Genomic DNA, 20,836 nt, shown 5'->3' on the forward strand with positions numbered 1-20,836 from the left:
GGGGACCGTCCGTCCTTCCGCCGCGATGAGCGTTCCGGTGACCGCCCCTCGTTCCGTCGTGACGACAGCCGTGGCGACTTCCGCCGCGACGACCGCCGTGATGACCGTCGTGGTGACGACCGTGGTGGATTCCGCGGCCGTGACGACCGTGGCGGCGACCGCCCCTCGTTCCGCCGCGACGAGCGCTCCGGTGACCGCCCGTCCTTCCGCCGCGATGACGACCGTCGTGGTGGGGACCGTCCGTCCTTCCGCCGCGATGAGCGTTCCGGTGACCGCCCCTCGTTCCGTCGTGACGACAGCCGTGGCGACTTCCGCCGCGACGACCGCCGTGATGACCGTCGTGGTGACGACCGTGGTGGCTTCCGTGGCCGCGATGACCGTGGCAGCGACCGCCCGTCCTTCCGCCGTGACGACGACCGTCGTGGTGGGGACCGTCCGTCCTTCCGTCGTGACGAGCGTTCCGGTGACCGCCCTTCGTTCCGTCGTGACGACAGCCGTGGCGACTTCCGCCGCGACGACCGTCGTGGTGACGACCGTGGTGGCTTCCGTGGCCGCGATGACCGTGGCGGCGACCGCCCGTCGTTCCGCCGCGACGAGCGCTCCGGCGACCGTCCCTCCTTCCGTCGCGACGACGACCGCCGGGGTGGCGGCGACCGTGGTGGGTTCCGTCGTGACGACAGCCGTGGTGGGGACCGGGGCGGCTTCCGTGGCCGGGACGACCGTGGCGGCGACCGTGGGGGATACCGGGGCCGTGACGACCGTGGCGCCCGGCCGGGCGAGCGCGGTGGGTACCGGGGTCGTGACGACCGCCGGGACGACCGTGGTGGATACCGGGGCCGTGACGAGCGGGACCGCGACCGCGAGCCGATCAAGCGCCTCCCGATCCCGGACGACGTCACCGGCGACGAGATCGACAAGGACGTCCGCCAGGAGCTGCAGAGCCTCCCGAAGACGCTCGCCGAGGATGTCGCCAGGAACCTGGTGATGGTCGCGCGGCTCATCGACGAGGACCCCGAGGGGGCCTACGGCTACTCCAGGGTGGCCCTGCGTCTGGCGTCCCGTGTGGCCGCGGTCCGTGAGGCCGCCGGCTTCGCCGCCTACGCGACCCAGAAGTACAGCGAGGCCCTGGCCGAGTTCCGTGCCGCCCGCCGGATGACCGGCAACACCGAGCTGTGGCCCGTGATGGCCGACTGCGAGCGTGGGCTCGGGCGTCCGGAGAAGGCGCTGGACATGGCGGGTGCCCCCGAGGTGCAGAAGCTGGACAAGGCCGGCCAGGTCGAGATGCGGCTCGTCGCCGCCGGTGCCCGGCGTGACATGGACCAGCTCGACGCGGCCATCGTCACCCTCCAGAGCCCGGAGCTGGCCTCCAACTCCATCCAGCCCTGGACCGCCCGTCTGCGCTACGCCTACGCGGACGCCCTGCTGGCCGTCGGCCGGGAGGGCGAGGCGCGGGAGTGGTTCGCCAAGGCCGTCGAGGCCGACCGCGACGGCAGCACCGACGCCTCCGACCGGCTGGCCGAGCTGGACGGTGTCGAGTTCGTCGACGCCATGGACGAGGACGACGCGGAGACCGAGACCGTGGTGACGGTCGTGGTGGACGAGAACACCACCACGGACGACGAGCCCGCCGCCGAGGACGAGCCGACGGACGAGGACGAGCCGACGGCCGAGGAAGCGCCCGAGGCCGACGAGCCGGGGATCGTCCAGATCAAGGACACCAAGGACACCACCGAGGACTGATCCCGGCGGCGTGGCAGCACACGAATGAAGGGCGGGACCCCGGCGGTCCCGCCCTTTTTTCGTGCCCGGAACCAGCCGGAGCGGCCCTCAGATGTCCACCATCCGCAGCACCAGCCCCGACGCCGGCTTCGGGCCGAACGACGTCGACTTGCGCGGCATCGTCACCCCCTGCCGGGCCAGCTCGCGCACGACCTCCTCGCGCACCGGGTGCAGCAGCACCGCCGTGCCCCCGCCGCGTTCCGCCTTGTCGACGGTGGCCGCCGTGTCGTGGATGTAGGCGATGTGCGCGGGGGAGTCCTCGGGGACGCGCCAGACGTGCTCGAGGAGCACGGCGTGCAGGACCGTCGCGTCCAGGGAGCGCCAGGCGGGCGGGTGGCCGGCCGGGACCGTGCGGTCCAGCAGAGCCTGGTCCGGGCGGTCCAGCAGGTGGAAGCCGCCGTCGCCCGCGAGCAGGAAGGCGTTGCCCTCCGCGGCCGCCTCCGCGAGCGCCTCCAGCGCCTCGGGCAGCGGGACCGCGAGGTGCCGTACCCGGAACAGGTCGCCCACGGCGGCCAGGGCGTCCGCCACCGGCAGGCCGTGCAGCAGGCGGTGGATGGCGCGGACGCGCAGCGGATAGCGGACGGTGTCGACCAGCAGGACCAGGCCCAGGTCCCAGGGGCCGGGGGAGGGCTGCTCGGCGCGGAGCAGGCGGTAGGTGGCCCAGCGGTGATGGCCGTCGGCGATGAGGGCCTGGTGCTGGGCGAGGTCCTCGCGGACCAGGGCCAGCTCGGCCGGGTCGGTGAGGTTCCACAGGCGGTGCCGTACGCCGTCCTCGGTGGTGGTCGTCAGCAGGGGCGGGAGCTTCGCCGTGCGCTCGACGGCCTCGGAGGTGGCGCCGTCGCCGCGGTAGGTCAGCAGCAGGGGTTCCAGGTTGGCGCGGGTGGCTCGCATCAGGCCGGCGCGGTCGGCTACCACCGGGTCCATCACGTCCTCGTGGGGGAGGACGACGCCGTCCTCCGGTTCCGAGACCCGCAGGGCGCCGATGACACCGCGCTGGAGCAGTCCGTCCACGTCCTGCTGCTCGTACACGTACAGGGCGGGGACCGGGTCGGGGGCGAGGATGCCCGAGGCGAGCCAGCGGCGCAGGGTGTCGGCGGCCTGTTCGTTCCGGATCTCGGGCGTGTCGGCCTGGGGCAGGATCAGCCGGACGATGTTGTACGGGTCGGCGTCCTGGAGGTGGTGCAGGCCGTCGGGGCGTACCACCACGTCGTACGGCGGGGAGGTGACGGAGGCCAGACTGCCGACCCGTTGGGGGTCGTAACGAAGGCCGCGGAACGGGGTGAGTTCCAGACCTCGGGGCGCCATTGCTTCCGAGTGACCTGCGATGTTCATCCCGGCATCGTACGTGTGCGGGCGCGTTGCGGGATGATCGGGGGAAAGAGCGTCGAACGAGGAGCGATACGGATGAGCCGGAGCGTCAGGACGAGCCCCGAAGGCAGTGAGCGGCCCCTGCACGAGGCGTACGACACGGCGCTGCTCGACCTGGACGGGGTGGTGTACGCGGGCGGTGAGGCCATCGCGCACGCCGTGGACTCGCTGGCCGAAGCCCGTGCCGACGGCATGCACCTCGCGTACGTCACCAACAACGCGCTGCGCACCCCGGACGCGGTGGCCGGGCACCTCACCGAGCTGGGCATACCGACGGGCGCGGAGGACGTGATCACCTCCGCGCAGGCGGTGGCCCGGCTGATCAGCGAGCAGGTGCCGGCCGGGGCGAAGGTGCTGGTGATCGGCGGCGAGGGGCTGCGGGTGGCACTGCGCGAGCGCGGGCTGACCCCGGTGGACTCGGCGGACGACGACCCGGCGGCGGTGGCGCAGGGGTACGGCGGCCCCGACTTCCCGTGGGGACGCTTCGCGGAGGCGTCGTACGCGGTGGCGCGCGGGGTGCCGTGGTTCGCGTCCAACACCGACCTGACCATCCCGAGCGGGCGGGGCATCGCGCCGGGCAACGGCGCGGCCGTGCAGGTCGTCCGGATCGCGACCGGTGCCGAGCCGCAGGTGGCGGGCAAGCCGCTGCCCCCCATGCACAAGGAGACCATCCTGCGCACCGGCGCCAAGCGGCCGCTGGTGGTCGGGGACCGGCTGGACACCGACATCGAGGGTGCCTGCAACGGCGGGGTCGACTCACTGCTGGTGCTGACCGGCGTCACCGACGGCGCCCAGTTGCTCGCCGCGCCCCCGCAGCACCGGCCGACCTATGTCGACGCCGATCTGCGCGGCCTGCTCACCGGTCAGCCGGAGGTGACGGAGGACGGCGAGGGCTTCCGCTGCGGGGGCTGGACCGCCACGGCCGGTTCGGGCCACCTGGAGCTGTCGGGCGAGGGGGCCGAGCTGGACGGTCTGCGGGCGCTGTGCGCGGCGGCCTGGACGGCGGCCGGGGACGGCACCTGCGGGCTGGACGCCGAGAAGGCGCTGGCCAGGCTGGGACTCTGAGGCTCCGCCGGCTGGGCGGGATCGAGACCGAATAGCAGGATAGGCTAACCTAACCGCGTGTTGGTCGAGAGTCGTCCGGAACAGCGCGCGGAAACCGCCCCCGCGCCCCCGAAGCGACAGCTGGCGCGCGCCCTCGGGCTGCTCCTGGCCGTCGTGCTGCTGGTGTTCGTCGCCATGGCGAGTATCGGAGTCGGCGCCAAGTCGCTGGCGCCGGACCTCGTCTGGCACGGGCTGTTCCACGACAGCGGGACCTACGCCGACATCGTCGTACGGGACCGGATCTCCCGGACCGTCCTCGGTCTGCTGGCCGGGGCCGCGTTCGGGCTGTCCGGCTCGGTGCTCCAGGCGCTCACCCGCAACCCGCTGGCCGACCCCGGCCTGCTCGGCATCAACGCGGGTGCCTCGGCGGCCGTCGTCACCGCCATCACCTTCTTCGGCGTGACCTCGCTCAGCGGTTACGTCTGGTTCGCCTTCGCCGGTGCGGCCGCCGTGGGCGCGCTGGTGTGGTTCCTCGGCGGCACGCGGGGTGCCACCCCGGTACGGCTCGCGCTGGCCGGCACCGCGATCGGAGCCGCGCTGTACGGGTACCTCCAGGCCGTGATGATCACGGACGACGAGGCGCTGTCCCGGATGCGCTTCTGGACCGTCGGCTCGCTGGACTCCGCCGACGACCGGACCATCGTCCAGGTGCTGCCGTTCCTGCTGGCCGGCATGGTCCTCTCGCTCGCCCTGGCCCGGCCGCTGAACGCCATGGAGATGGGCGACGACACCGCCCGCGCGCTCGGCGCCCACCTCAACCGCACCCGCGCGCTGGCCATGCTGGCGGCGACCGTGCTGTGCGGCGCCGCGACCGCCTCCTGCGGCCCGGTCATGTTCGTCGGCCTGATGGTGCCGCACGTGGTGCGCTCCTTCACCGGGCCCGACCTGCGCTGGATTCTTCCGTACGCCGCCGTGCTGTCGCCCGTGCTGCTGCTCGGCGCCGACATCGTCGGCCGGCTCGTCGCCCGGCCCGCCGAGATCCAGGTCGGCGTCATCACCGCGCTGATCGGCGGACCGGTCTTCATCTTTCTCGTACGACGGCGGAGGACGGCGCAGCTGTGAAGACACTCTCCCGGAGCCGTGCGGTGCGCACCCCCGGCGGGCTCTCGCTGCGCCTGGACCTGCGCTCCCTGATCGTCGTCGTCCTGCTGCTGGTCGCCGTGCTCGCCGCGGGCGTGGCACTGATCGGCACCGGCGACGCCCACATCCCCGCCATGGACGTGCTGCGGACCCTCGCCGGGAACGGCAACCCGTACCAGGACTTCATCGTCAACGAACTGCGGCTGCCCCGGCTGCTGGTCGGACTGCTGGTCGGCGCGTCGCTGGGGCTCGGCGGGGCGCTGTTCCAGTCGATCTCCCGCAACCCGCTGGGCAGCCCCGACGTGCTCGGCCTCGCCCAGGGCTCCACCGCGGGCGCCCTGGTGATGATCGTGCTGTTCTCCGGCAGCGCCGCCGCCGTGACCGCGGGCGCGCTGGTCGGCGGCCTGGTCACGGGCCTCGGTATCTATCTGCTCGCCTGGAAGCAGGGGGTGCACGGATACCGGCTGGTCCTGGTCGGCATCGGCGTCTCCGCCGTGCTCACCGCCGTCAACAGCTACCTGATCACCAAGGCCGACATCGTCGACGCCGCCCGCGCGGTGGTGTGGATGACCGGCTCCCTCAGCGGCCGGGACTGGACCCAGGTCTGGCCGCTGCTGATCCTGTGCGCGGTCGTCGTCCCCGTCGTCCTCGCGGGCGGGCGGGGCCTCAGGATGCTGGAGATGGGCGACGACGTGGCGTACGCCCTCGGGGTGCGGGTGCACCGGGTACGGCTGGTGCTGATGGCCGGCGCCGTCCTGCTCACCGCCGCCGCCACCGCCGCCGCGGGCCCCGTCGGCTTCGTCGCCCTCACCGCGCCGCAGCTCGCCCGGCGGCTGACCCGCTCGCCGGGCCCCAACCTCGTACCGTCCCTGTGCATGGGCGCCGGTCTGCTGGTCACCGCCGACTGGCTCTGCCAGCGTCTCTTCGGCGCCGACCAGCTGCCCGTCGGCGTGGTCACCGGTGTCGTCGGCGGCGCCTACCTGCTGTGGCTGCTGGTCGGCGAGCGCCGGGCGGGCCGGGTATGAGCACCGCAACGAGCGGACCGAAGCCGAACACCCCGAGGAGTACCAGCACCGTGAATCGCCTGTCCGCCGAGAACGTCACCCTCGCCTACGAACAGCGCGTCATCGCCGAGCGGCTGTCGGTGGAGATTCCCGACAACTCCTTCACCGTGATCGTCGGCCCCAACGCGTGCGGCAAGTCCACCCTGCTGCGGGCGCTGTCGCGGATGCTGAAGCCGGCCGAGGGCCAGGTGCTGCTCGACGGGCAGGCCATCCAGTCGCTGCCCGCCAAGAAGGTCGCCCGCACCCTGGGCCTGCTCCCGCAGTCCTCCATCGCGCCCGACGGCATCACCGTCGCCGACCTGGTCGGCCGGGGCCGCTACCCGCACCAGGGGCTGCTGCGCCAGTGGTCGGCCGAGGACGAGCGGGTGGTCCAGGAGTCCATGGCGCAGACCGGCGTCGCGGAACTCGCCGAGCGGTACGTGGACGAACTCTCCGGCGGCCAGCGCCAGCGCGTCTGGATCGCCATGGCCCTCGCCCAGCAGACCCCGCTGCTGCTCCTGGACGAACCGACCACCTATCTCGACATCCAGCACCAGATCGACGTGCTGGACCTCTGTGCCGAGCTGCACGAGACGCAGGGGCGCACCCTGGTCGCCGTCCTGCACGACCTCAACCACGCGGCGCGCTACGCCACGCACCTCATCGCCCTGGGGGGCGGCGAGGTCATCGCGGAGGGCGCGCCGAAGGAGATCGTCACCGCCGGCCTGGTCGAGCGGGTCTTCGGGCTGCGATGCCAGGTCATCGACGACCCCGAGACCGGGACCCCGCTGGTCGTGCCCGCCGCCCGCAAGGCGCGGACGGCGAAGGTCACAGCAGCTTCCTGAGCCGGAACAGGTCCATCAGACCCGCCTCCAGCCTGACCCGGCCCGAACCCCAGGCGGAGGCGAAGTTCAGCTCGCCGTCCACCAGGGCCACCAGGTCGTCCCCGGTCAGCGCCAGCCGGATCTGGGCCCGCTCCCCGGGCGGGCCCGGCAGGGTCTCGGCCACCTCGATCCGGCCGCCTCTCATGCGGCCGGCGAAGGTGACGTCCAGATCGGTGACATGGCAGCTCACCGAGCGGTCCAGCGCGGCGGCCGCGCCGACGTCGCCCTCGGCGCCGCTCATGCTGTCCGAAAGCTTCTCCAGTGCCGCACGGCACTCCTCGATCGTGGCCATCGCGCACGACGGTACCCCAGGCGTTCGGGGTAGCGTCTGGGCATGAGCGAGTCCGCGCCCGAGTCCGGGCCCCCGGCGCCCGAGTCCGATCCCGCGGCCCCGGCGCCGCTTGCCGTCCCCCGCAACCCCACCGGGGACGCCGGGGTGGACGCCCGCCTGGCCCGGCTGGCCGACGCTGACCACCTGCCCACCGAGGGACACCTCGGCGTGTACGAGGATGTACACCGGGGGCTGCGCGACGCGCTGGACGCGCTCGACGCCCGCCCGGACCATCCGGCACCCGCCCCCCGGTGAGGCCACGCCCGCACCGCCCGTACCGACGCACGAAGACCTGAGCAGGAGCTGAACCGAACGTGGCAGGAGTCGCACGCCGCCGTCTCGACGCGGAACTGGTCCGCCGCAAGCTGGCGCGCTCGCGCGAGCACGCCAGCCAGTTGATCGCCGCGGGACGGGTCACCGTCGGCAAGACCGTGGCGACCAAGCCGGCCACCCAGGTGGAGACGGCCGCCGCGATCGTGGTGCTGAGCGACGACTCCGACCCCGACTACGTCTCGCGCGGCGGCCACAAGCTCGCCGGCGCCCTCGCCGTCTTCGTCCCCCGGGGCCTCGTGGTCGAGGGCCGCCGTGCCCTGGACGCCGGCGCCTCGACCGGCGGCTTCACCGACGTCCTGCTGCGCGCGGGCGCCGCCCAGGTCGTCGCCGTGGACGTCGGATACGGACAACTCGCCTGGTCTCTCCGGAACGATGAACGGGTCGTCGTCAAGGACCGTACGAACGTACGCGAGTTGACGCTGGACGGGATCGACGGGAAGCCGGTGGACCTGGTGGTGGGCGATCTGTCCTTCATCCCGCTCCATCTGGTGCTGCCCGCCCTCAAGCGGTGCGTGACGCCGGACGCGGATCTGGTGATGATGGTGAAACCGCAGTTCGAGGTGGGTAAGGAGCGGCTGGGCAGCGGGGGTGTCGTACGGAGTCCGCAACTGCGGGCGGAGGCCGTGCGCGGGGTGGCCGACAAGGCGTGGGAGCTGGGTCTCGGGGTGCGAGGAGTCACCGCGAGTCCGCTTCCGGGCCCGTCCGGCAACGTCGAGTACTTTCTCTGGCTGCGTGCCGGAGCCCCCGAGATCGACCCGGCCGACATCGATCGTGCAGTGGCGGAGGGGCCGCGTTGACACAGAACCGAGCGCGTACTGTTTTCCTGCTCGCCCACACCGGGCGTCCCGCGGCGATCCGCAGTGCGGAACTCGTGGTCAAGGGACTGCTGCGGTCCGGCATCGGGGTGCGGGTGCTGGAGGAGGAGGCGTGCGACCTGCCGCTGCCGGGCGAGGTGGAACTCGTCAAGGAGGCGACACCGCAGTCACTCGACGGCTGCGAACTGCTCATCGTCCTCGGCGGTGACGGCACCCTGCTGCGCGGCGCCGAGTTCGCCCGCGCCTCCGGGGTGCCGATGCTGGGCGTCAACCTCGGCAGCGTCGGCTTCCTCGCCGAGGCCGAGCGGGACGACCTGGACCGGGTGGTGGACCGGGTGGTGGCCCGCTCCTACGAGGTCGAGGAGCGCATGACCATCGACGTCGTCGTGCACCGCAACGGTGACATCGTGCACACCGACTGGGCGCTGAACGAGGCGGCCGTGCAGAAGGTGTCCGCCGAGAAGATGCTCGAAGTGGTGCTGGAGATCGACGGCCGTCCGGTCACCGCATTCGGCTGCGACGGCATCGTGCTCTCCACCCCCACCGGCTCCACCGCCTACGCCTTCTCCGCCGGCGGACCGGTGGTGTGGCCCGAGGTGGAGGCGCTGCTCATGGTGCCGATCAGCGCGCACGCCCTGTTCGCGAAGCCGCTGGTCACCTCCCCCGACTCGGTCCTCGCCGTCGAGGTGCTCCCGCACGTCCCGCCGGGCGTGCTGTGGTGCGACGGCCGCCGCACCATCGAGCTGCCGCCCGGCGCGCGGGTCGAGGTCCGGCGCGGCGCGGTGCCGGTCCGGCTCGCCCGGCTGCACCACGCCTCCTTCACCGACCGGCTGGTGGCGAAGTTCGCCCTGCCGACCACAGGCTGGCGCGGCGCCCGGGACCACTCCTCGGAGTGACAGCGGCGGCCCGTGTGCGCGGCACGCCCCGGACCTCGTAAGGTCTGTTCCGTGTTGGAGGAGATGCGGATACGGTCGCTCGGGGTCATCGACGACGCCGTGGTCGAGCTGTCGCCGGGGTTCACCGCGGTCACCGGTGAGACGGGCGCGGGCAAGACCATGGTGGTCACCAGCCTGGGCCTGCTGCTCGGTGGACGCGCCGACCCGGCGCTCGTACGGATCGGTGCGGGCAAGGCGGTGGTGGAGGGGCGGATCGCCCTGACCGCCGGCGCCTCCGCCGTCGTACGCGCCGAGGAGGCGGGGGCCGAGCTGGACGACGGCGCCCTGCTGATCAGCCGTACCGTCTCCGCCGAGGGCCGCTCCCGCGCGCATCTCGGCGGGCGAAGCGTGCCGGTGGGGCTGCTCGCCGAGCTGGCCGACGAACTGGTGGCCGTGCACGGCCAGACCGACCAGCAGGGCCTGCTCAAGCTGTCCCGGCAGCGGCAGGCCCTGGACCGGTACGCGGGCGAGGCCGTCTCCGGCCCGCTGGCCGCGTACACCGAGGCGTACCGGCGGCTGCGGGCCGTCGCCGCCGAGCTGGACGAGATCGTCACCCGCGCCCGCGAGCGCGCCCAGGAGGCCGACCTGCTGCGGTACGGCCTGGACGAGATCGCCGCCGTGGAACCCCGCGCGGGGGAGGACACCGAACTCGCCGAGGAGGCGGAGCGGCTCGGGCACGCCGAGGCGCTGGCCGCCGCGGCCACCGCCGCGCACGCCGCCCTGGCGGGCAACCCCGAGGACCCGGAGGGCATCGACGCCTCCACCCTGGTCGCGGGTGCCCACCGGGCCCTGGAGGCGGTCCGGGCCCACGACCCGGCGCTGGCCGCGCTCACCGACCGGATCGGGGAGATCGGCATCCTCCTCGCCGACGTCGCCGGTGAGCTGGCCGGATACGCCTCCGACCTGGACGCCGACCCGCTGCGGCTGGCCGCGGTCGAGGAGCGCCGGGCCGCGCTGACCGCGCTGACCCGCAAGTACGGCGAGGACATCGGCGCCGTGCTGGCCTGGGGCGAGCAGAGCGCCGCCCGGCTCACCGAGCTGGACGGCGACGACGAGCGGATCGGTGAACTCACCGCCGAGCGCGACGCCCTGGGCATCGAACTGGGCGCGCTCGCCGAGACGTTGACCAAGGCCCGCACCGAGGCGGCCGAGCGGTTCGCCGCCGCCGTCACCGCCGAACTGGCCTCGCTGGCGATGCCGCACGCGCGGGTCTCCTTCGACATCCGGCAGACCGAGGACCCCGACGGCATCGAGGCCGGCGGCCGTACGGTCGCCTACGGGCCCACCGGGGTCGACGAGGTCGAGCTGCTGCTCGCCCCGCACCCCGGCGCCCCGCCCCGGCCCATCGCCAAGGGCGCCTCCGGCGGTGAGCTGTCCCGCGTGATGCTCGCCGTGGAGGTGGTGTTCGCGGGCACCGACCCGGTGCCGACGTACCTCTTCGACGAGGTGGACGCCGGGGTCGGCGGCAAGGCGGCCGTGGAGATCGGGCGGCGGCTGGCGAAGCTCGCCCGGACCGCCCAGGTCGTCGTGGTCACCCACCTTCCGCAGGTCGCCGCGTTCGCCGACCGGCAGCTGCTGGTGGAGAAGACCAACGACGGTTCGGTCACCCGGTCCGGTGTGAAGGTCCTGGAGGGCGAGGACCGCGTCCGCGAGCTGTCCCGCATGCTGGCCGGCCAGGAGGACTCCGAGGCCGCCCGCGCCCACGCCGAGGAACTCCTCGCCACCGCCCGCGCGGAGGACTGAGGCGGTGACGTCCCGTGTCGCCGCCCTGCTCACCTCGGCGCTGCTCACCCGGGGTCTGACGGCGGTGCTCCGGCACCGTGCGCCGGGCGGCCGGGACCGCTGGGAACGGAAGAACCACGCGGGCCGCACCGTCGAGCTGTACGCCGGGCCCGCGAGCGCCGCCGCCACCGCGCTCGCCGCCGCCCGGGTCCACCCGGCGGCCGGGCTCGCCGTACTGGCCGCCGGAGCCTGCGGCGCCTACGACGACATCGCGGGCGCCGACGACCCCCGCCGGGGCTTCGGCGCCCACCTCGGCGCCCTGCGTACCGGCGAAGTCACCTCCGGTGCGGTCAAGCTGTTCGGCATCTCCGCCGCCGCGCTGGCCGCCGGGACCCTGCTGAAGGAGCGGCCGCTGGACCGGCTGCTCGCGGGCGTCGTCATCGCGGGCGCCGCGCACACCGCCAACCTGCTCGACGTACGCCCCGGCCGCGCGGCGGGCGCCGTGCTCGCGCTCGCGGCGCCGGGGCTCGCCCGCAGCGGGACGGGCGGCGCGCTGGCCGCCGTCACGGCGGGCGGGGCCGCCGCCGTGCTCCCCGAGGACCTGGGGGAGCGGGCCATGCTCGGCGACACCGGCGCGCACGCCCTGGGCGCGGCGCTCGGCACCGCCGTCGTTTCGGCCAGCGGGCGCGCGGGCCTTCTCGTGCACGCCGTCGCCGTGGTCGCCGCCACCGTGCACGGGGACCGGGTGTCCGCCTGGGCGCGGGCGCTGTGAGCCGCTGACCTCGCGGTACGCACGCCGGCCGGCTCCGCCGGGCCGACGGCCGCTCTCACTCGTACGGGTGAGATGCGCCGGCGCATTGCCATCGTGCCCCGCCCGCCGGCTCCGGCGGGATTTCCCGGAACAGCCGTACGTACTGGCATGCTTGACGGTGTGCCGCCTTCGGGCGGGGGCCCGCGCGGCCCGTCGTGCCCCGCTTCCGGCGTTTCGCCGTTCGCTACCTTCTGTACGTCCTCGTGACCGCTCCGTACCTCCCCCGACCGACCCCGCCCCGACCCAGGAGTCCCGGCCTCAGTGACCCCCGTGAGCAGCAACGCCCCGCACGGCCAGTCCTCGCTGCGTACCGTGCAGGTGCTCGGCGGCGGCAACGCCGGGAGCAGCGCCCATGTGCGCTCCCTGGCCGAGGGGCTGGTCGCGCGGGGCGTCCGGGTCACCGTCTGCGCCCCGGCCGAGGCCGATCACGCGTACGACTTCCGGGGCACCGGCGCCGACCACGTTCCGGTGCCCCGCAGCAGCGACCCGGCGGCCGTGGGCCGGCTCCGGGCGGCCTGCGCGGACGCCGACCTGGTGCACGCCCACGGACTGCACGCCTCCTTCCGGGCCGCGCTGGCGCTCGGCGGGCGGGCGACCCCGCTGGTCGTCACCTGGCACGACCGGGCGCACGCCGAGGGCGCGCGGGCGCATCTGCTGAGGCTGCTGGAGCGGCGCGTGGCGCGGACGGCCGCCGTGGTCCTCGGCACCAGCTCCGCCCTGGTCGACCGGGCCCGCCGCACCGGCGCGCGGGACGCCCGGCTCGGCGCGATGGCCCTGCCCGGCCGACCCCGGCCCGCCGCAGCGGGGGACCCGGACCGCCCCTCTGCCAAGCTCCGCGCCGAACTCGGCGCCACCGGCCGCCCGTTGCTCCTCGCCGTCGGCTCCCTCGACCGGCACCGGGGCTACCGCGTGCTGCTGGACGCCGCCCGCCGCTGGAGCGGCCTCGACCCGCAGCCGCTCACTCTGATCGCGGGCGAGGGGCCGCTCCGCGCCGAGCTGCAACAGCGCATCACCGACGAGGAGTTGCCCGTCCGGCTGCTCGGCGTCCGCGACGACGTGCCCGGCCTGCTCGCCGCCGCCGACCTCGCCCTGCTCACCAGCCGCTGGGAGTCCCGCCCCCTCTTCGCGCAAGAGGCCCTGCACGCCCGCGTCCCCCTGGTCGCCACCGCTGTCGGCGGCGTCCCGGACCTCGTCGGCGACGCCGCCGCCCTCGTCCCCTACGGCGACTCCCGCGCCCTCGCCGACACCGTCACCGCCCTCCTCGCCGACCCCGAACGGTGCGAGCGGCTCACCGAACGCGGCATCCGCCAGGCGGCCGGCTGGCCCACCGAGGACGACACGATCGCCCAAGTACTCAGCATCTACGACGAGTTGACCCAGCCGCTGGCGCTCCTCTAGGGCGTGCCAGGCGTCGCGAGCCAGGCGGGACTTTGCGGACACGCCCTAGTCCACGTGCCGCCTCGCCCGCAGGGCCAGGCTCAACGCCAGGACCGTGTGCGGGTCGTCGAGGTCGGCGTTCAGCAACTTGCCTATGCGGGCGAGGCGGTTGTAGAGGGTCTGGCGGTTGAGGTGGAGTTCGCGGGCGGTCTCCGCCTTGCGGCCCGCGTGGGCGAGGTAGCTCTCCAGGGTGGGGAGCAGTGGCGGTTTCGCGCGCCGGTCGTGCTCGCGCAGCGGGCCGAGGGCGCGGTCCACGAAGGCCGACAGGTCAGGGTGGTCCCGCAGCCGCCACAGCAGCAGGTCGATGTCGAGGCGGCGGGCGTCGTACCAGGGCTGGTCCGTGAGGCCCTGTGCGGCGGTCGCCGTCTCCGCCGCGTGCCGCAGCCCCGCCGAGGCCGCCGCCCAGTCGCCCGGCACCCCCACCACCACGACCGGCGGCCGGGCTCCCGGCCGGATCATCCCGGCCCGCTCCGCGCCCGTCCGCAGCGCGGCCGCCACCCGGTCCGCGACCGGTGTCCGGTCGGCCTTTGCGCGCAGCCCCACCAGCACCGGCACCCGGCCCTCCACCGGCCGCACCCCCAGCAGCACCGGCACCCCCACCGACGCCAGCTCCTCGCCGACCGCCCGCGCCAGCACCGCCCAGCCGCCCGCCGGGGACAGCGCGTCCCCCACCCGCATCACCACCGGCAGCAGCGGGCCGTCACCCGGCCGGAACCCCAGCACACGGGCCTGCGCCGGGGCGTCCCCGGCCCGTACCCTGCCCTCGGCCAGGTCCGTCAGGAAGTCACCCCGGCCGCGCGCCGCCAGCTCCTCCTCCTGCCGGGCCTGCATCAGCACCACCGCCACGGTTCCCGCCACCCGCTCGGCCGCGATCCGGTGCACCGGCGCCAGCGGAGCGCCCACCGGCAGCAGCACCAGCCGCGCCCGCACCCCGCCCGGCCCCGCGCCACCGCCCGGCACGTCCACCAGCAGCGCACCCGCCGGCGGCGGCTCCGCCCGGTGCGGTCCGCGCAGCCCCTCCCACACCTGCAAGGGGTCCGCGCCCTCGGGGCCCTGCCCGGCGGCGTACAGCAGGCGGCCGTCCGCGGTCTCCAGGAACACCGGGTTGGCGCAGAAGCCGGCCAGGATGGCGAGCAGCTGGGGCACCCCCCCCCCGCCGAGCAGCGCCTCCGTACAGCGCCGGTGGACGTCCTCCGCCCGCTGGAGCAGGGCGTAGTGGCCGTTGACGATCTCGGTGTGGATCTCCTCGGTGACCGCCACGAAGGGGACCTCGCGGTGCAGTTGGACCAGCGGCAGGCCGGTCGCCCGCGCGGTGTCCACCATCGCGGCGGGGAGCCGGGTGAAGCGCTGGCCCAACTCCACCACCAGCGCGGCGATGCCCCGCTCGGCCAGCGTGCGCACGAACGCCCGCTGCTCGGCCGGACGCCTGCCCAGCCCGTACCCGGTGGTCAGCAGCAGTTCGCCGCCCTTGAGCAGCGAGGCGATGTGCGGGACCTCGCCCGCGTGCACCCAGCGCACCGCGCGCTCCAGCCGGTCCTCGCCCGCCACCACCTCCGGCAGCCCCCCGCGCAGCCCGGGCAGCTCCAGCGCCCGCCGCACGGTGATCCCGCCACCCTCTGTGCCCATGCGCGGGACGCTACCCCCCTGACCTCGTACGGAACAGCCGGAGCCGTGCAGCTACAGCGGCCGGATGTTGTGGTTGAAGCGGAAGACGTTATCCGGGTCGTAGGCCCGCTTCACCTTCTCCAGCCGGAGCATGTTGCCCACGCCCAGCCCCGCGCCGACCCGTTCCGCGCCCTCGTCGCCGATGAAGTTCAGGTACACGTCGCCGGTGCTCCACGGCTCGACCTCGGAGCGCACCTCCCGCACCCAGGAGATGGCGCGCTCGTCGTCGGCGGGGTCCTCCCAGATGGCGAAGGGATGCGCCGACCAGGGGGCGTCCCGGTAGGGGATCGGGTAGTCGTGCGGGCCGGACGCGAGGGCGCCGCCCTGTGGGAACAGGATGTGCTGGGTGCCGGTCGGCACCGGCATCCGCTCCGCGAGCGAGCAGTAGACGTCCACCAGATCGTCAGGCAGGCCGGTCAGATACTCGGCCGACCAGTAGTTCCGCAGGCCGGGTGGGTCGTCGATCATGCACTGGACGTCCGCGTACGGCAGCGCGGCGACCAGCCCGCCCGCCACCGGCAGCGCCAGCAGCGGCCCGATCAGGTCGCGCAGCGCCTCCACCCCGCCCGCGTACGTCACCAGCGCCCCGCACACCAGGTGCCCCACCAGCTCCTCGGGGACGAACTCCTCGGGCGGGCCGGTGATGTACAGCAGCGCCCCGCTCAGCCGGTCCGGGCCGGCGTCGATCGCCTCGCGGAAGGCGCGCACCGCCCAGGGACCGTGCTCCGGAAGGTACAGCAGCAGGGCGACCGAGAACTCGGGCAGCTCGTGCAGGCGCAGGGTGAGCGCGGTGGCCACGCCGAAGTTCCCGCCCCCGCCGTGCAGTGCCCAGAACAGCTCGGGATGCTCCTCGGGGTCGGCCCGCACCTGATCGGCGTCGGCCGTCACCAGCTCCACGCCCCGGAGGTTGTCCACGGCGAGCCCGAAGGCACGGTCCAGCCAGCCGGTGCCGCCGCCGAGCACGAACCCGCCGACCCCGGTGGTGGAGGCCCGGCCGCCGGTCGTGGCCAGCCCGTACGGCTGGCAGGTCCGGTCCAGGTGGCTCATGGTGGCCCCGCCCTCGACCCGTACGGTGCGGGCCTCGGGGTCGACGCTCACGCCGTGCATCCGGCGCAGGTCCACCACCACCGCGCCGTCGCCCAGGGCGTTGCCCGCGACGCTGTGCCCGCCGCCGCGCACGGCGACGGGCAGATCCAGGTCACGGGCGAAGCGGACCGTGCGCACCACGTCGGCGGTGTCCGCGCACTGGGCGATCACGGCCGGCCGCCGGTCGGTCATCGCGTTGAAGACGGCACGGGCCTCGTCGTACCCCGCCTCGCCCGGCACGAACACCTCGCCGGTCAGCTCCTCACGGAGCGCGGTGAGCGCCGCGCCCGCCTTCGAGAGGGAAGCCATGGCCGCCCCCTTCCACATCGGGAGTGGTCCACTTCCCACCCTAGGCGGGGGTCAGCCTCCGTACGCCCCCGAGGCCGTCAGCCGCAGGGCGGTGTCGATCAGGGGGACGTGGCTGAACGCCTGCGGGAAGTTGCCGACCTGGCGCTGGAGGCGGGGGTCCCACTCCTCGGCGAGGAGGCCGAGGTCGTTGCGCAGATCGAGCAGCTTCTCGAACAGCTTGCGGGCCTCGTCCACCCGGCCGATCATCGCGAGGTCGTCCGCCATCCAGAACGAGCAGGCCAGGAAGGCGCCCTCGTCACCGGGGAGGCCGTCCACACCCGCGTCCTCGCCGTCGGTCGGGTAGCGCAGGATGAACCCGTCGGAGGTGGACAGCTCGCGCTGGATCGCCTCGATGGTGCCGATGACCCGCTTGTCGTCCGGTGGCAGGAAGCCCATCTGCGGAATCAGCAGCAGGGAGGCGTCCAGCTCCTTGGAGCCGTAGTACTGGGTGAAGGTGTTGCGCTCCGGGTCGTAGCCCTTCTCGCAGACCACGCGGTGGATGTCGTCGCGCAGTTCCTTCCAGCGCTCCAGCGGGCCCTCCGCGTCCCCGGACTCGATCAGCTTGATCGTGCGGTCCACGGCGACCCAGGCCATCACCTTGGAGTGCACGAACTGGCGGCGCGGCCCGCGCACCTCCCAGATGCCCTCGTCCGGCTCCTGCCAGTGGTCCTCGAGGTAGCGGATCAGCTTGAGCTGGAGCACCGAGGCGTAGTCGTTGCGGGCGAGACCCGTCATATGGCCCAGGTGGAGGGCCTCGATGACCTCGCCGTACACGTCGAGCTGGAGTTGGTCGGCCGCGCCGTTGCCCACCCGGACCGGACGGGAGTGCTCGTACCCCGGCAGCCAGTCCAGCTCGGCCTCGCCCAGCTCACGCTCACCGGCGATGCCGTACATGATCTGGAGGTTCTCCGGGTCGCCCGCCACCGCCCGCAGCAGCCACTCGCGCCAGGCGCGGGCCTCGTCGCGGTAGCCGGTGCGCAGCAGCGAGGACAGGGTGATCGCCGCGTCCCGCAGCCAGGTGTAGCGGTAGTCCCAGTTGCGCACGCCCCCGATGTCCTCCGGCAGGGAGGTGGTGGGCGCGGCCACGATGCCGCCGGTGGGGGCGTAGGTGAGCGCCTTCAGCGTGATCAGCGAACGGATCACTGCCTCACGGTAGGGGCCGTGGTACGTACACTGCTCGACCCAGTCGCGCCAGAACTCCTCCGTCGCCCGGAGTGCCTGCTCCGGCTCGGGCAGCGGCGGCGCCTCCTTGTGCGAGGGCTGCCAGGAGATGCTGAACGCGACCCGCTCACCGGCGGAGACGGTGAAGTCGGCGTACGTCGTCAGGTCCTTGCCGTAGGTGTCCGCCTCGGTGTCGAACCACACCGAGTCGGGACCCGCGACGGCGACCGTCCGGGTGTCGTACTTGTGCACCCACGGCACCACACGGCCGTAGGAGAACCGCATGCGCAGCTCCGAGCGCATCGGCACCTCGCCGCTGAGCCCCTCCACGATCCGGATGAGCTGCGGGGCGCCGTCACGCGGGGGCATGAAATCCGTCACCCGCACGGTGCCGCGGGGGGTGTCCCACTCCGACTCCAGGATCAGCGAGTCGCCCCGGTAGTTCCGCCGGGCCGCCGTGGGCGGGGGTGAGTCCGCCGCGTACGCCGGGCCGAGCCGCCAGAAGCCGTGCTCCTCGGTGCCGAGCAGGCCGGCGAAGATGGCGTGCGAGTCGAAGCGTGGCAGGCACAGCCAGTCCACCGTGCCGTCCCGGCAGACCAGGGCAGCGGTCTGCATGTCTCCGATGAGTGCGTAATCTTCGATGCGCCCGGCCACGTGCAACTCCAGTCGAACGGCCACGTCACCCCCGCACGAGGGGGCAGTCGCTTGGTGCGGTCAAGGGGTGGTTGTCATACGTTGAGCGGTGAAGCAAAGCAGCCCGCCTAGCCCTGAGGCAAAACGGCGGTCCATGCTCAACGAACTGCCGCGGTCTCCATGTTCCACATGCCAGTGGCGGGGATGCTGGAGGCGGGGGTGTGCCGTCATCCCGGCCGCGCTCGGCAGCGAGTGTCCGAGCAGGATACGACGCACCCGGATGATCCGCGCGCCGCTCGGGGCAACCCGTGTGGGCCGAACGAGTGACTGCGGGGTGAGAGCCCCGTGACGGCCGCCCGCGCGTCCGGTGCCTGGTCACCCCAGCCCTCCCGGCCGTGTGCGGAGCGTGGCCGGACGCCGACTCCTCCAGGCGCTGATACCCTGGTAGCCCGTGGACCGGTGGGCCCCAAAACCCCCGAACCGCAGCGACGACGCCACCGCGAGGAACACCAGATTCTCCGGGCCGGCGACCGCACCGCATCACAGACAGCGACCACGGGAGCCCCCTCTTGGCCATGCCGCCGAAATCTACGACGACCAAGCACATCTTCGTCACCGGGGGTGTCGCCTCCTCGCTCGGCAAGGGCCTCACCGCCTCCAGCCTGGGCATGCTGCTCAAGGCTCGCGGCCTGCGCGTCGTGATGCAGAAGCTCGACCCGTACCTGAACGTCGACCCCGGCACGATGAACCCCTTCCAGCACGGTGAGGTGTTCGTCACCAACGACGGCGCCGAGACCGACCTGGACATCGGCCACTACGAGCGCTTCCTCGACCGTGACCTCGACGGCTCGGCCAACGTCACCACCGGCCAGGTCTACTCCACGGTCATCGCCAAGGAGCGGCGCGGCGAGTACCTGGGCGACACCGTGCAGGTCATCCCGCACATCACCAACGAGATCAAGCACCGCATCCGGCGCATGGCCACCGACGAGGTGGACGTCGTCATCACCGAGGTCGGCGGCACCGTGGGCGACATCGAGTCGCTGCCGTTCCTGGAGACCGTCCGCCAGGTCCGCCACGAGGTCGGCCGGGACAACGTCTTCGTCGTACACATCTCGCTGCTGCCCTACATCGGTCCCTCCGGCGAGCTGAAGACCAAGCCGACCCAGCACTCCGTCGCCGCGCTGCGCAACATCGGCATCCAGCCCGACGCGATCGTGCTGCGCTGCGACCGCGAGGTCCCCACCGCCATCAAGCGCAAGATCTCGCTGATGTGCGACGTGGACGAGGACGCCGTCGTGGCCTGCCCCGACGCCCGCTCCATCTACGACATCCCGAAGACCATCCACGGCGAGGGCCTGGACGCCTACGTGGTCCGCAAGCTGGACCTGCCCTTCCGGGACGTGGACTGGACCACCTGGGACGACCTGCTGGACCGTGTGCACAAGCCGGACCACGAGATCACCCTCGCCCTGGTCGGCAAGTACATCGACCTGCCCGACGCCTATCTGTCGGTCACCGAGGCGCTGCGCGCCGGCGGCTTCGCCAACCGCGCCCGCGTCAAGATCAAGTGGGTCACCTCCGACGACTGCAAGACCCCGGCCGGTGCCGCCGCCGCCCTCGGCGACGTGGACGGCATCTGCATCCCCGGCGGCTTCGGCGACCGCGGTGTGCTCGGCAAGGTCGGCGCCATCCGCTACGCCCGCGAGAACAAGATCCCGCTGCTCGGCCTCTGCCTGGGCCTGCAGTGCATCGTGGTCGAGGCCGCGCGGAACCTGGCGGACATCCCGGACGCCAACTCCACCGAGTTCGACCCGGCCACCGCCCACCCGGTCATCTCCACCATGGCTGAGCAGATGGACATCGTCGCCGGTGAGGGTGACATGGGCGGCACCATGCGGCTGGGCATGTACCCGGCCAAGCTGGCCGAGGGCTCCATCGTCCGCGAGGTCTACGACGGCAAGGAGTACGTCGAGGAGCGGCACCGCCACCGCTACGAGGTCAACAACTCCTACCGCGCCGAGCTGGAGAAGAAGGCGGGCATCGTCTTCTCGGGCACCTCGCCCGACGGCAAGCTCGTCGAGTACGTGGAGTACCCGCGCGAGGTCCACCCCTACCTCGTCGCCACCCAGGCGCACCCCGAGCTGCGCTCGCGGCCGACCCGGCCGCACCCGCTGTTCGCGGGCCTGGTGAAGGCTTCCGTCGAGCGCAAGACGGCGGGCAAGCCGAAGAACTCCAAGTAACACACCAGTTGTTACGGTGGCCGGGGTGCGAACCTTCAAAGGTGCGCACCCCGGTTTT

Annotated in this window: 17 protein-coding genes; 12 read left to right on the plus strand and 5 right to left on the minus strand. The window is 73.4% G+C overall.

Going from position 1 to position 20,836, the window contains the following annotated elements; genetic code table 11:
- Window positions 1-867: 867 nt before the first annotated feature.
- On the plus strand, window positions 868-1,740 hold the full coding sequence (locus E5082_RS19420; protein WP_135792842.1) for a tetratricopeptide repeat protein: 873 nt from the start codon (window positions 868-870) through the stop codon (window positions 1,738-1,740).
- Between the two features lie 87 nt (window positions 1,741-1,827).
- On the opposite strand, the gene E5082_RS19425 is transcribed toward E5082_RS19420, so the two are convergent.
- A complete protein-coding gene (locus E5082_RS19425; RefSeq protein ID WP_135792531.1) occupies window positions 1,828-3,111 on the minus strand; it encodes a DUF1015 family protein in 1,284 nt (427 codons plus the stop codon).
- A 72-nt stretch (window positions 3,112-3,183) separates the two neighbouring features.
- Here E5082_RS19425 and E5082_RS19430 point away from each other — a divergent pair, with 72 nt between their 5' ends.
- The 4 genes from E5082_RS19430 to E5082_RS19445 are packed head-to-tail and all read left to right on the plus strand — an operon-like array spanning window position 3,184 to window position 7,219.
- Window positions 3,184-4,212 carry an HAD-IIA family hydrolase gene (locus tag E5082_RS19430; RefSeq protein ID WP_135792532.1) on the plus strand — a complete coding sequence of 343 codons (1,029 nt, stop codon included), beginning with the start codon at window positions 3,184-3,186 and terminating at the stop codon, window positions 4,210-4,212.
- A gap of 57 nt (window positions 4,213-4,269) precedes the next feature.
- The gene (locus E5082_RS19435; protein WP_135792533.1) at window positions 4,270-5,313 is read left to right on the plus strand and encodes a FecCD family ABC transporter permease; all 1,044 of its coding nucleotides are present in this window, start codon (window positions 4,270-4,272) and stop codon (window positions 5,311-5,313) included.
- The gene (locus tag E5082_RS19440; protein WP_135792534.1) at window positions 5,310-6,356 is read left to right on the plus strand and encodes a FecCD family ABC transporter permease; all 1,047 of its coding nucleotides are present in this window, start codon (window positions 5,310-5,312) and stop codon (window positions 6,354-6,356) included. Before E5082_RS19435 ends, E5082_RS19440 begins: the two co-directional genes overlap by 4 nt.
- Window positions 6,353-7,219: an ABC transporter ATP-binding protein gene (locus E5082_RS19445; RefSeq protein ID WP_135792535.1), complete on the plus strand. Its 867-nt coding sequence runs from the start codon at window positions 6,353-6,355 to the stop codon at window positions 7,217-7,219. Before E5082_RS19440 ends, E5082_RS19445 begins: the two co-directional genes overlap by 4 nt.
- Here E5082_RS19445 and E5082_RS19450 read toward each other — a convergent pair.
- Complete coding sequence (locus E5082_RS19450; RefSeq protein WP_135792536.1) at window positions 7,203-7,550, minus strand: sterol-binding protein; 348 nt, start codon at window positions 7,548-7,550, stop codon at window positions 7,203-7,205. The genes E5082_RS19445 and E5082_RS19450 overlap by 17 nt on opposite strands.
- A 42-nt stretch (window positions 7,551-7,592) precedes the next feature.
- On the opposite strand from E5082_RS19450, the gene E5082_RS19455 reads away from it, so the two are divergent.
- The 6 genes from E5082_RS19455 to E5082_RS19480 all read left to right on the plus strand — a co-directional run bounded on the left by E5082_RS19455 (window position 7,593) and on the right by E5082_RS19480 (window position 13,603).
- Complete coding sequence (locus E5082_RS19455) at window positions 7,593-7,844, plus strand: hypothetical protein (RefSeq protein WP_135792537.1); 252 nt, start codon at window positions 7,593-7,595, stop codon at window positions 7,842-7,844.
- 59 nt (window positions 7,845-7,903) lie between these two features.
- Window positions 7,904-8,719: a TlyA family RNA methyltransferase gene (locus E5082_RS19460; RefSeq protein WP_135792538.1), complete on the plus strand. Its 816-nt coding sequence runs from the start codon at window positions 7,904-7,906 to the stop codon at window positions 8,717-8,719.
- Window positions 8,716-9,633 carry an NAD kinase gene (locus E5082_RS19465; RefSeq protein ID WP_030812355.1) on the plus strand — a complete coding sequence of 306 codons (918 nt, stop codon included), beginning with the start codon at window positions 8,716-8,718 and terminating at the stop codon, window positions 9,631-9,633. Before E5082_RS19460 ends, E5082_RS19465 begins: the two co-directional genes overlap by 4 nt.
- A gap of 63 nt (window positions 9,634-9,696) precedes the next feature.
- Complete coding sequence (gene recN, locus E5082_RS19470; protein ID WP_135792843.1) at window positions 9,697-11,415, plus strand: DNA repair protein RecN; 1,719 nt, start codon at window positions 9,697-9,699, stop codon at window positions 11,413-11,415.
- Window positions 11,416-11,419: 4 nt separating this feature from the next.
- Window positions 11,420-12,166: a hypothetical protein gene (locus E5082_RS19475; protein ID WP_135792539.1), complete on the plus strand. Its 747-nt coding sequence runs from the start codon at window positions 11,420-11,422 to the stop codon at window positions 12,164-12,166.
- Between the two features lie 300 nt (window positions 12,167-12,466).
- Window positions 12,467-13,603, plus strand: coding sequence for a glycosyltransferase family 4 protein (locus E5082_RS19480; protein ID WP_135792540.1), 1,137 nt, complete (start codon window positions 12,467-12,469; stop codon window positions 13,601-13,603).
- A gap of 45 nt (window positions 13,604-13,648) precedes the next feature.
- On the opposite strand, the gene E5082_RS19485 is transcribed toward E5082_RS19480, so the two are convergent.
- Genes E5082_RS19485 through E5082_RS19495 form a run of 3 tightly spaced genes read right to left on the minus strand, consistent with a single transcriptional unit; the run spans window position 13,649 to window position 18,556 of the window.
- A complete protein-coding gene (locus E5082_RS19485; protein WP_135792541.1) occupies window positions 13,649-15,268 on the minus strand; it encodes a PucR family transcriptional regulator in 1,620 nt (539 codons plus the stop codon).
- Between the two features lie 51 nt (window positions 15,269-15,319).
- Window positions 15,320-16,702, minus strand: coding sequence for an FAD-binding oxidoreductase (locus E5082_RS19490; RefSeq protein ID WP_135792542.1), 1,383 nt, complete (start codon window positions 16,700-16,702; stop codon window positions 15,320-15,322).
- 51 nt (window positions 16,703-16,753) lie between these two features.
- Window positions 16,754-18,556, minus strand: coding sequence for a glycoside hydrolase family 15 protein (locus E5082_RS19495; protein WP_135792844.1), 1,803 nt, complete (start codon window positions 18,554-18,556; stop codon window positions 16,754-16,756).
- A 554-nt stretch (window positions 18,557-19,110) separates the two neighbouring features.
- On the opposite strand from E5082_RS19495, the gene E5082_RS19500 reads away from it, so the two are divergent.
- Window positions 19,111-20,778 carry a CTP synthase gene (locus tag E5082_RS19500; protein ID WP_130339399.1) on the plus strand — a complete coding sequence of 556 codons (1,668 nt, stop codon included), beginning with the start codon at window positions 19,111-19,113 and terminating at the stop codon, window positions 20,776-20,778.
- Window positions 20,779-20,836 lie beyond the last annotated feature (58 nt).

The sequence above is a fragment of the Streptomyces griseoluteus genome, from assembly GCF_004784465.1.
Classification (GTDB): domain Bacteria; phylum Actinomycetota; class Actinomycetes; order Streptomycetales; family Streptomycetaceae; genus Streptomyces; species Streptomyces griseoluteus.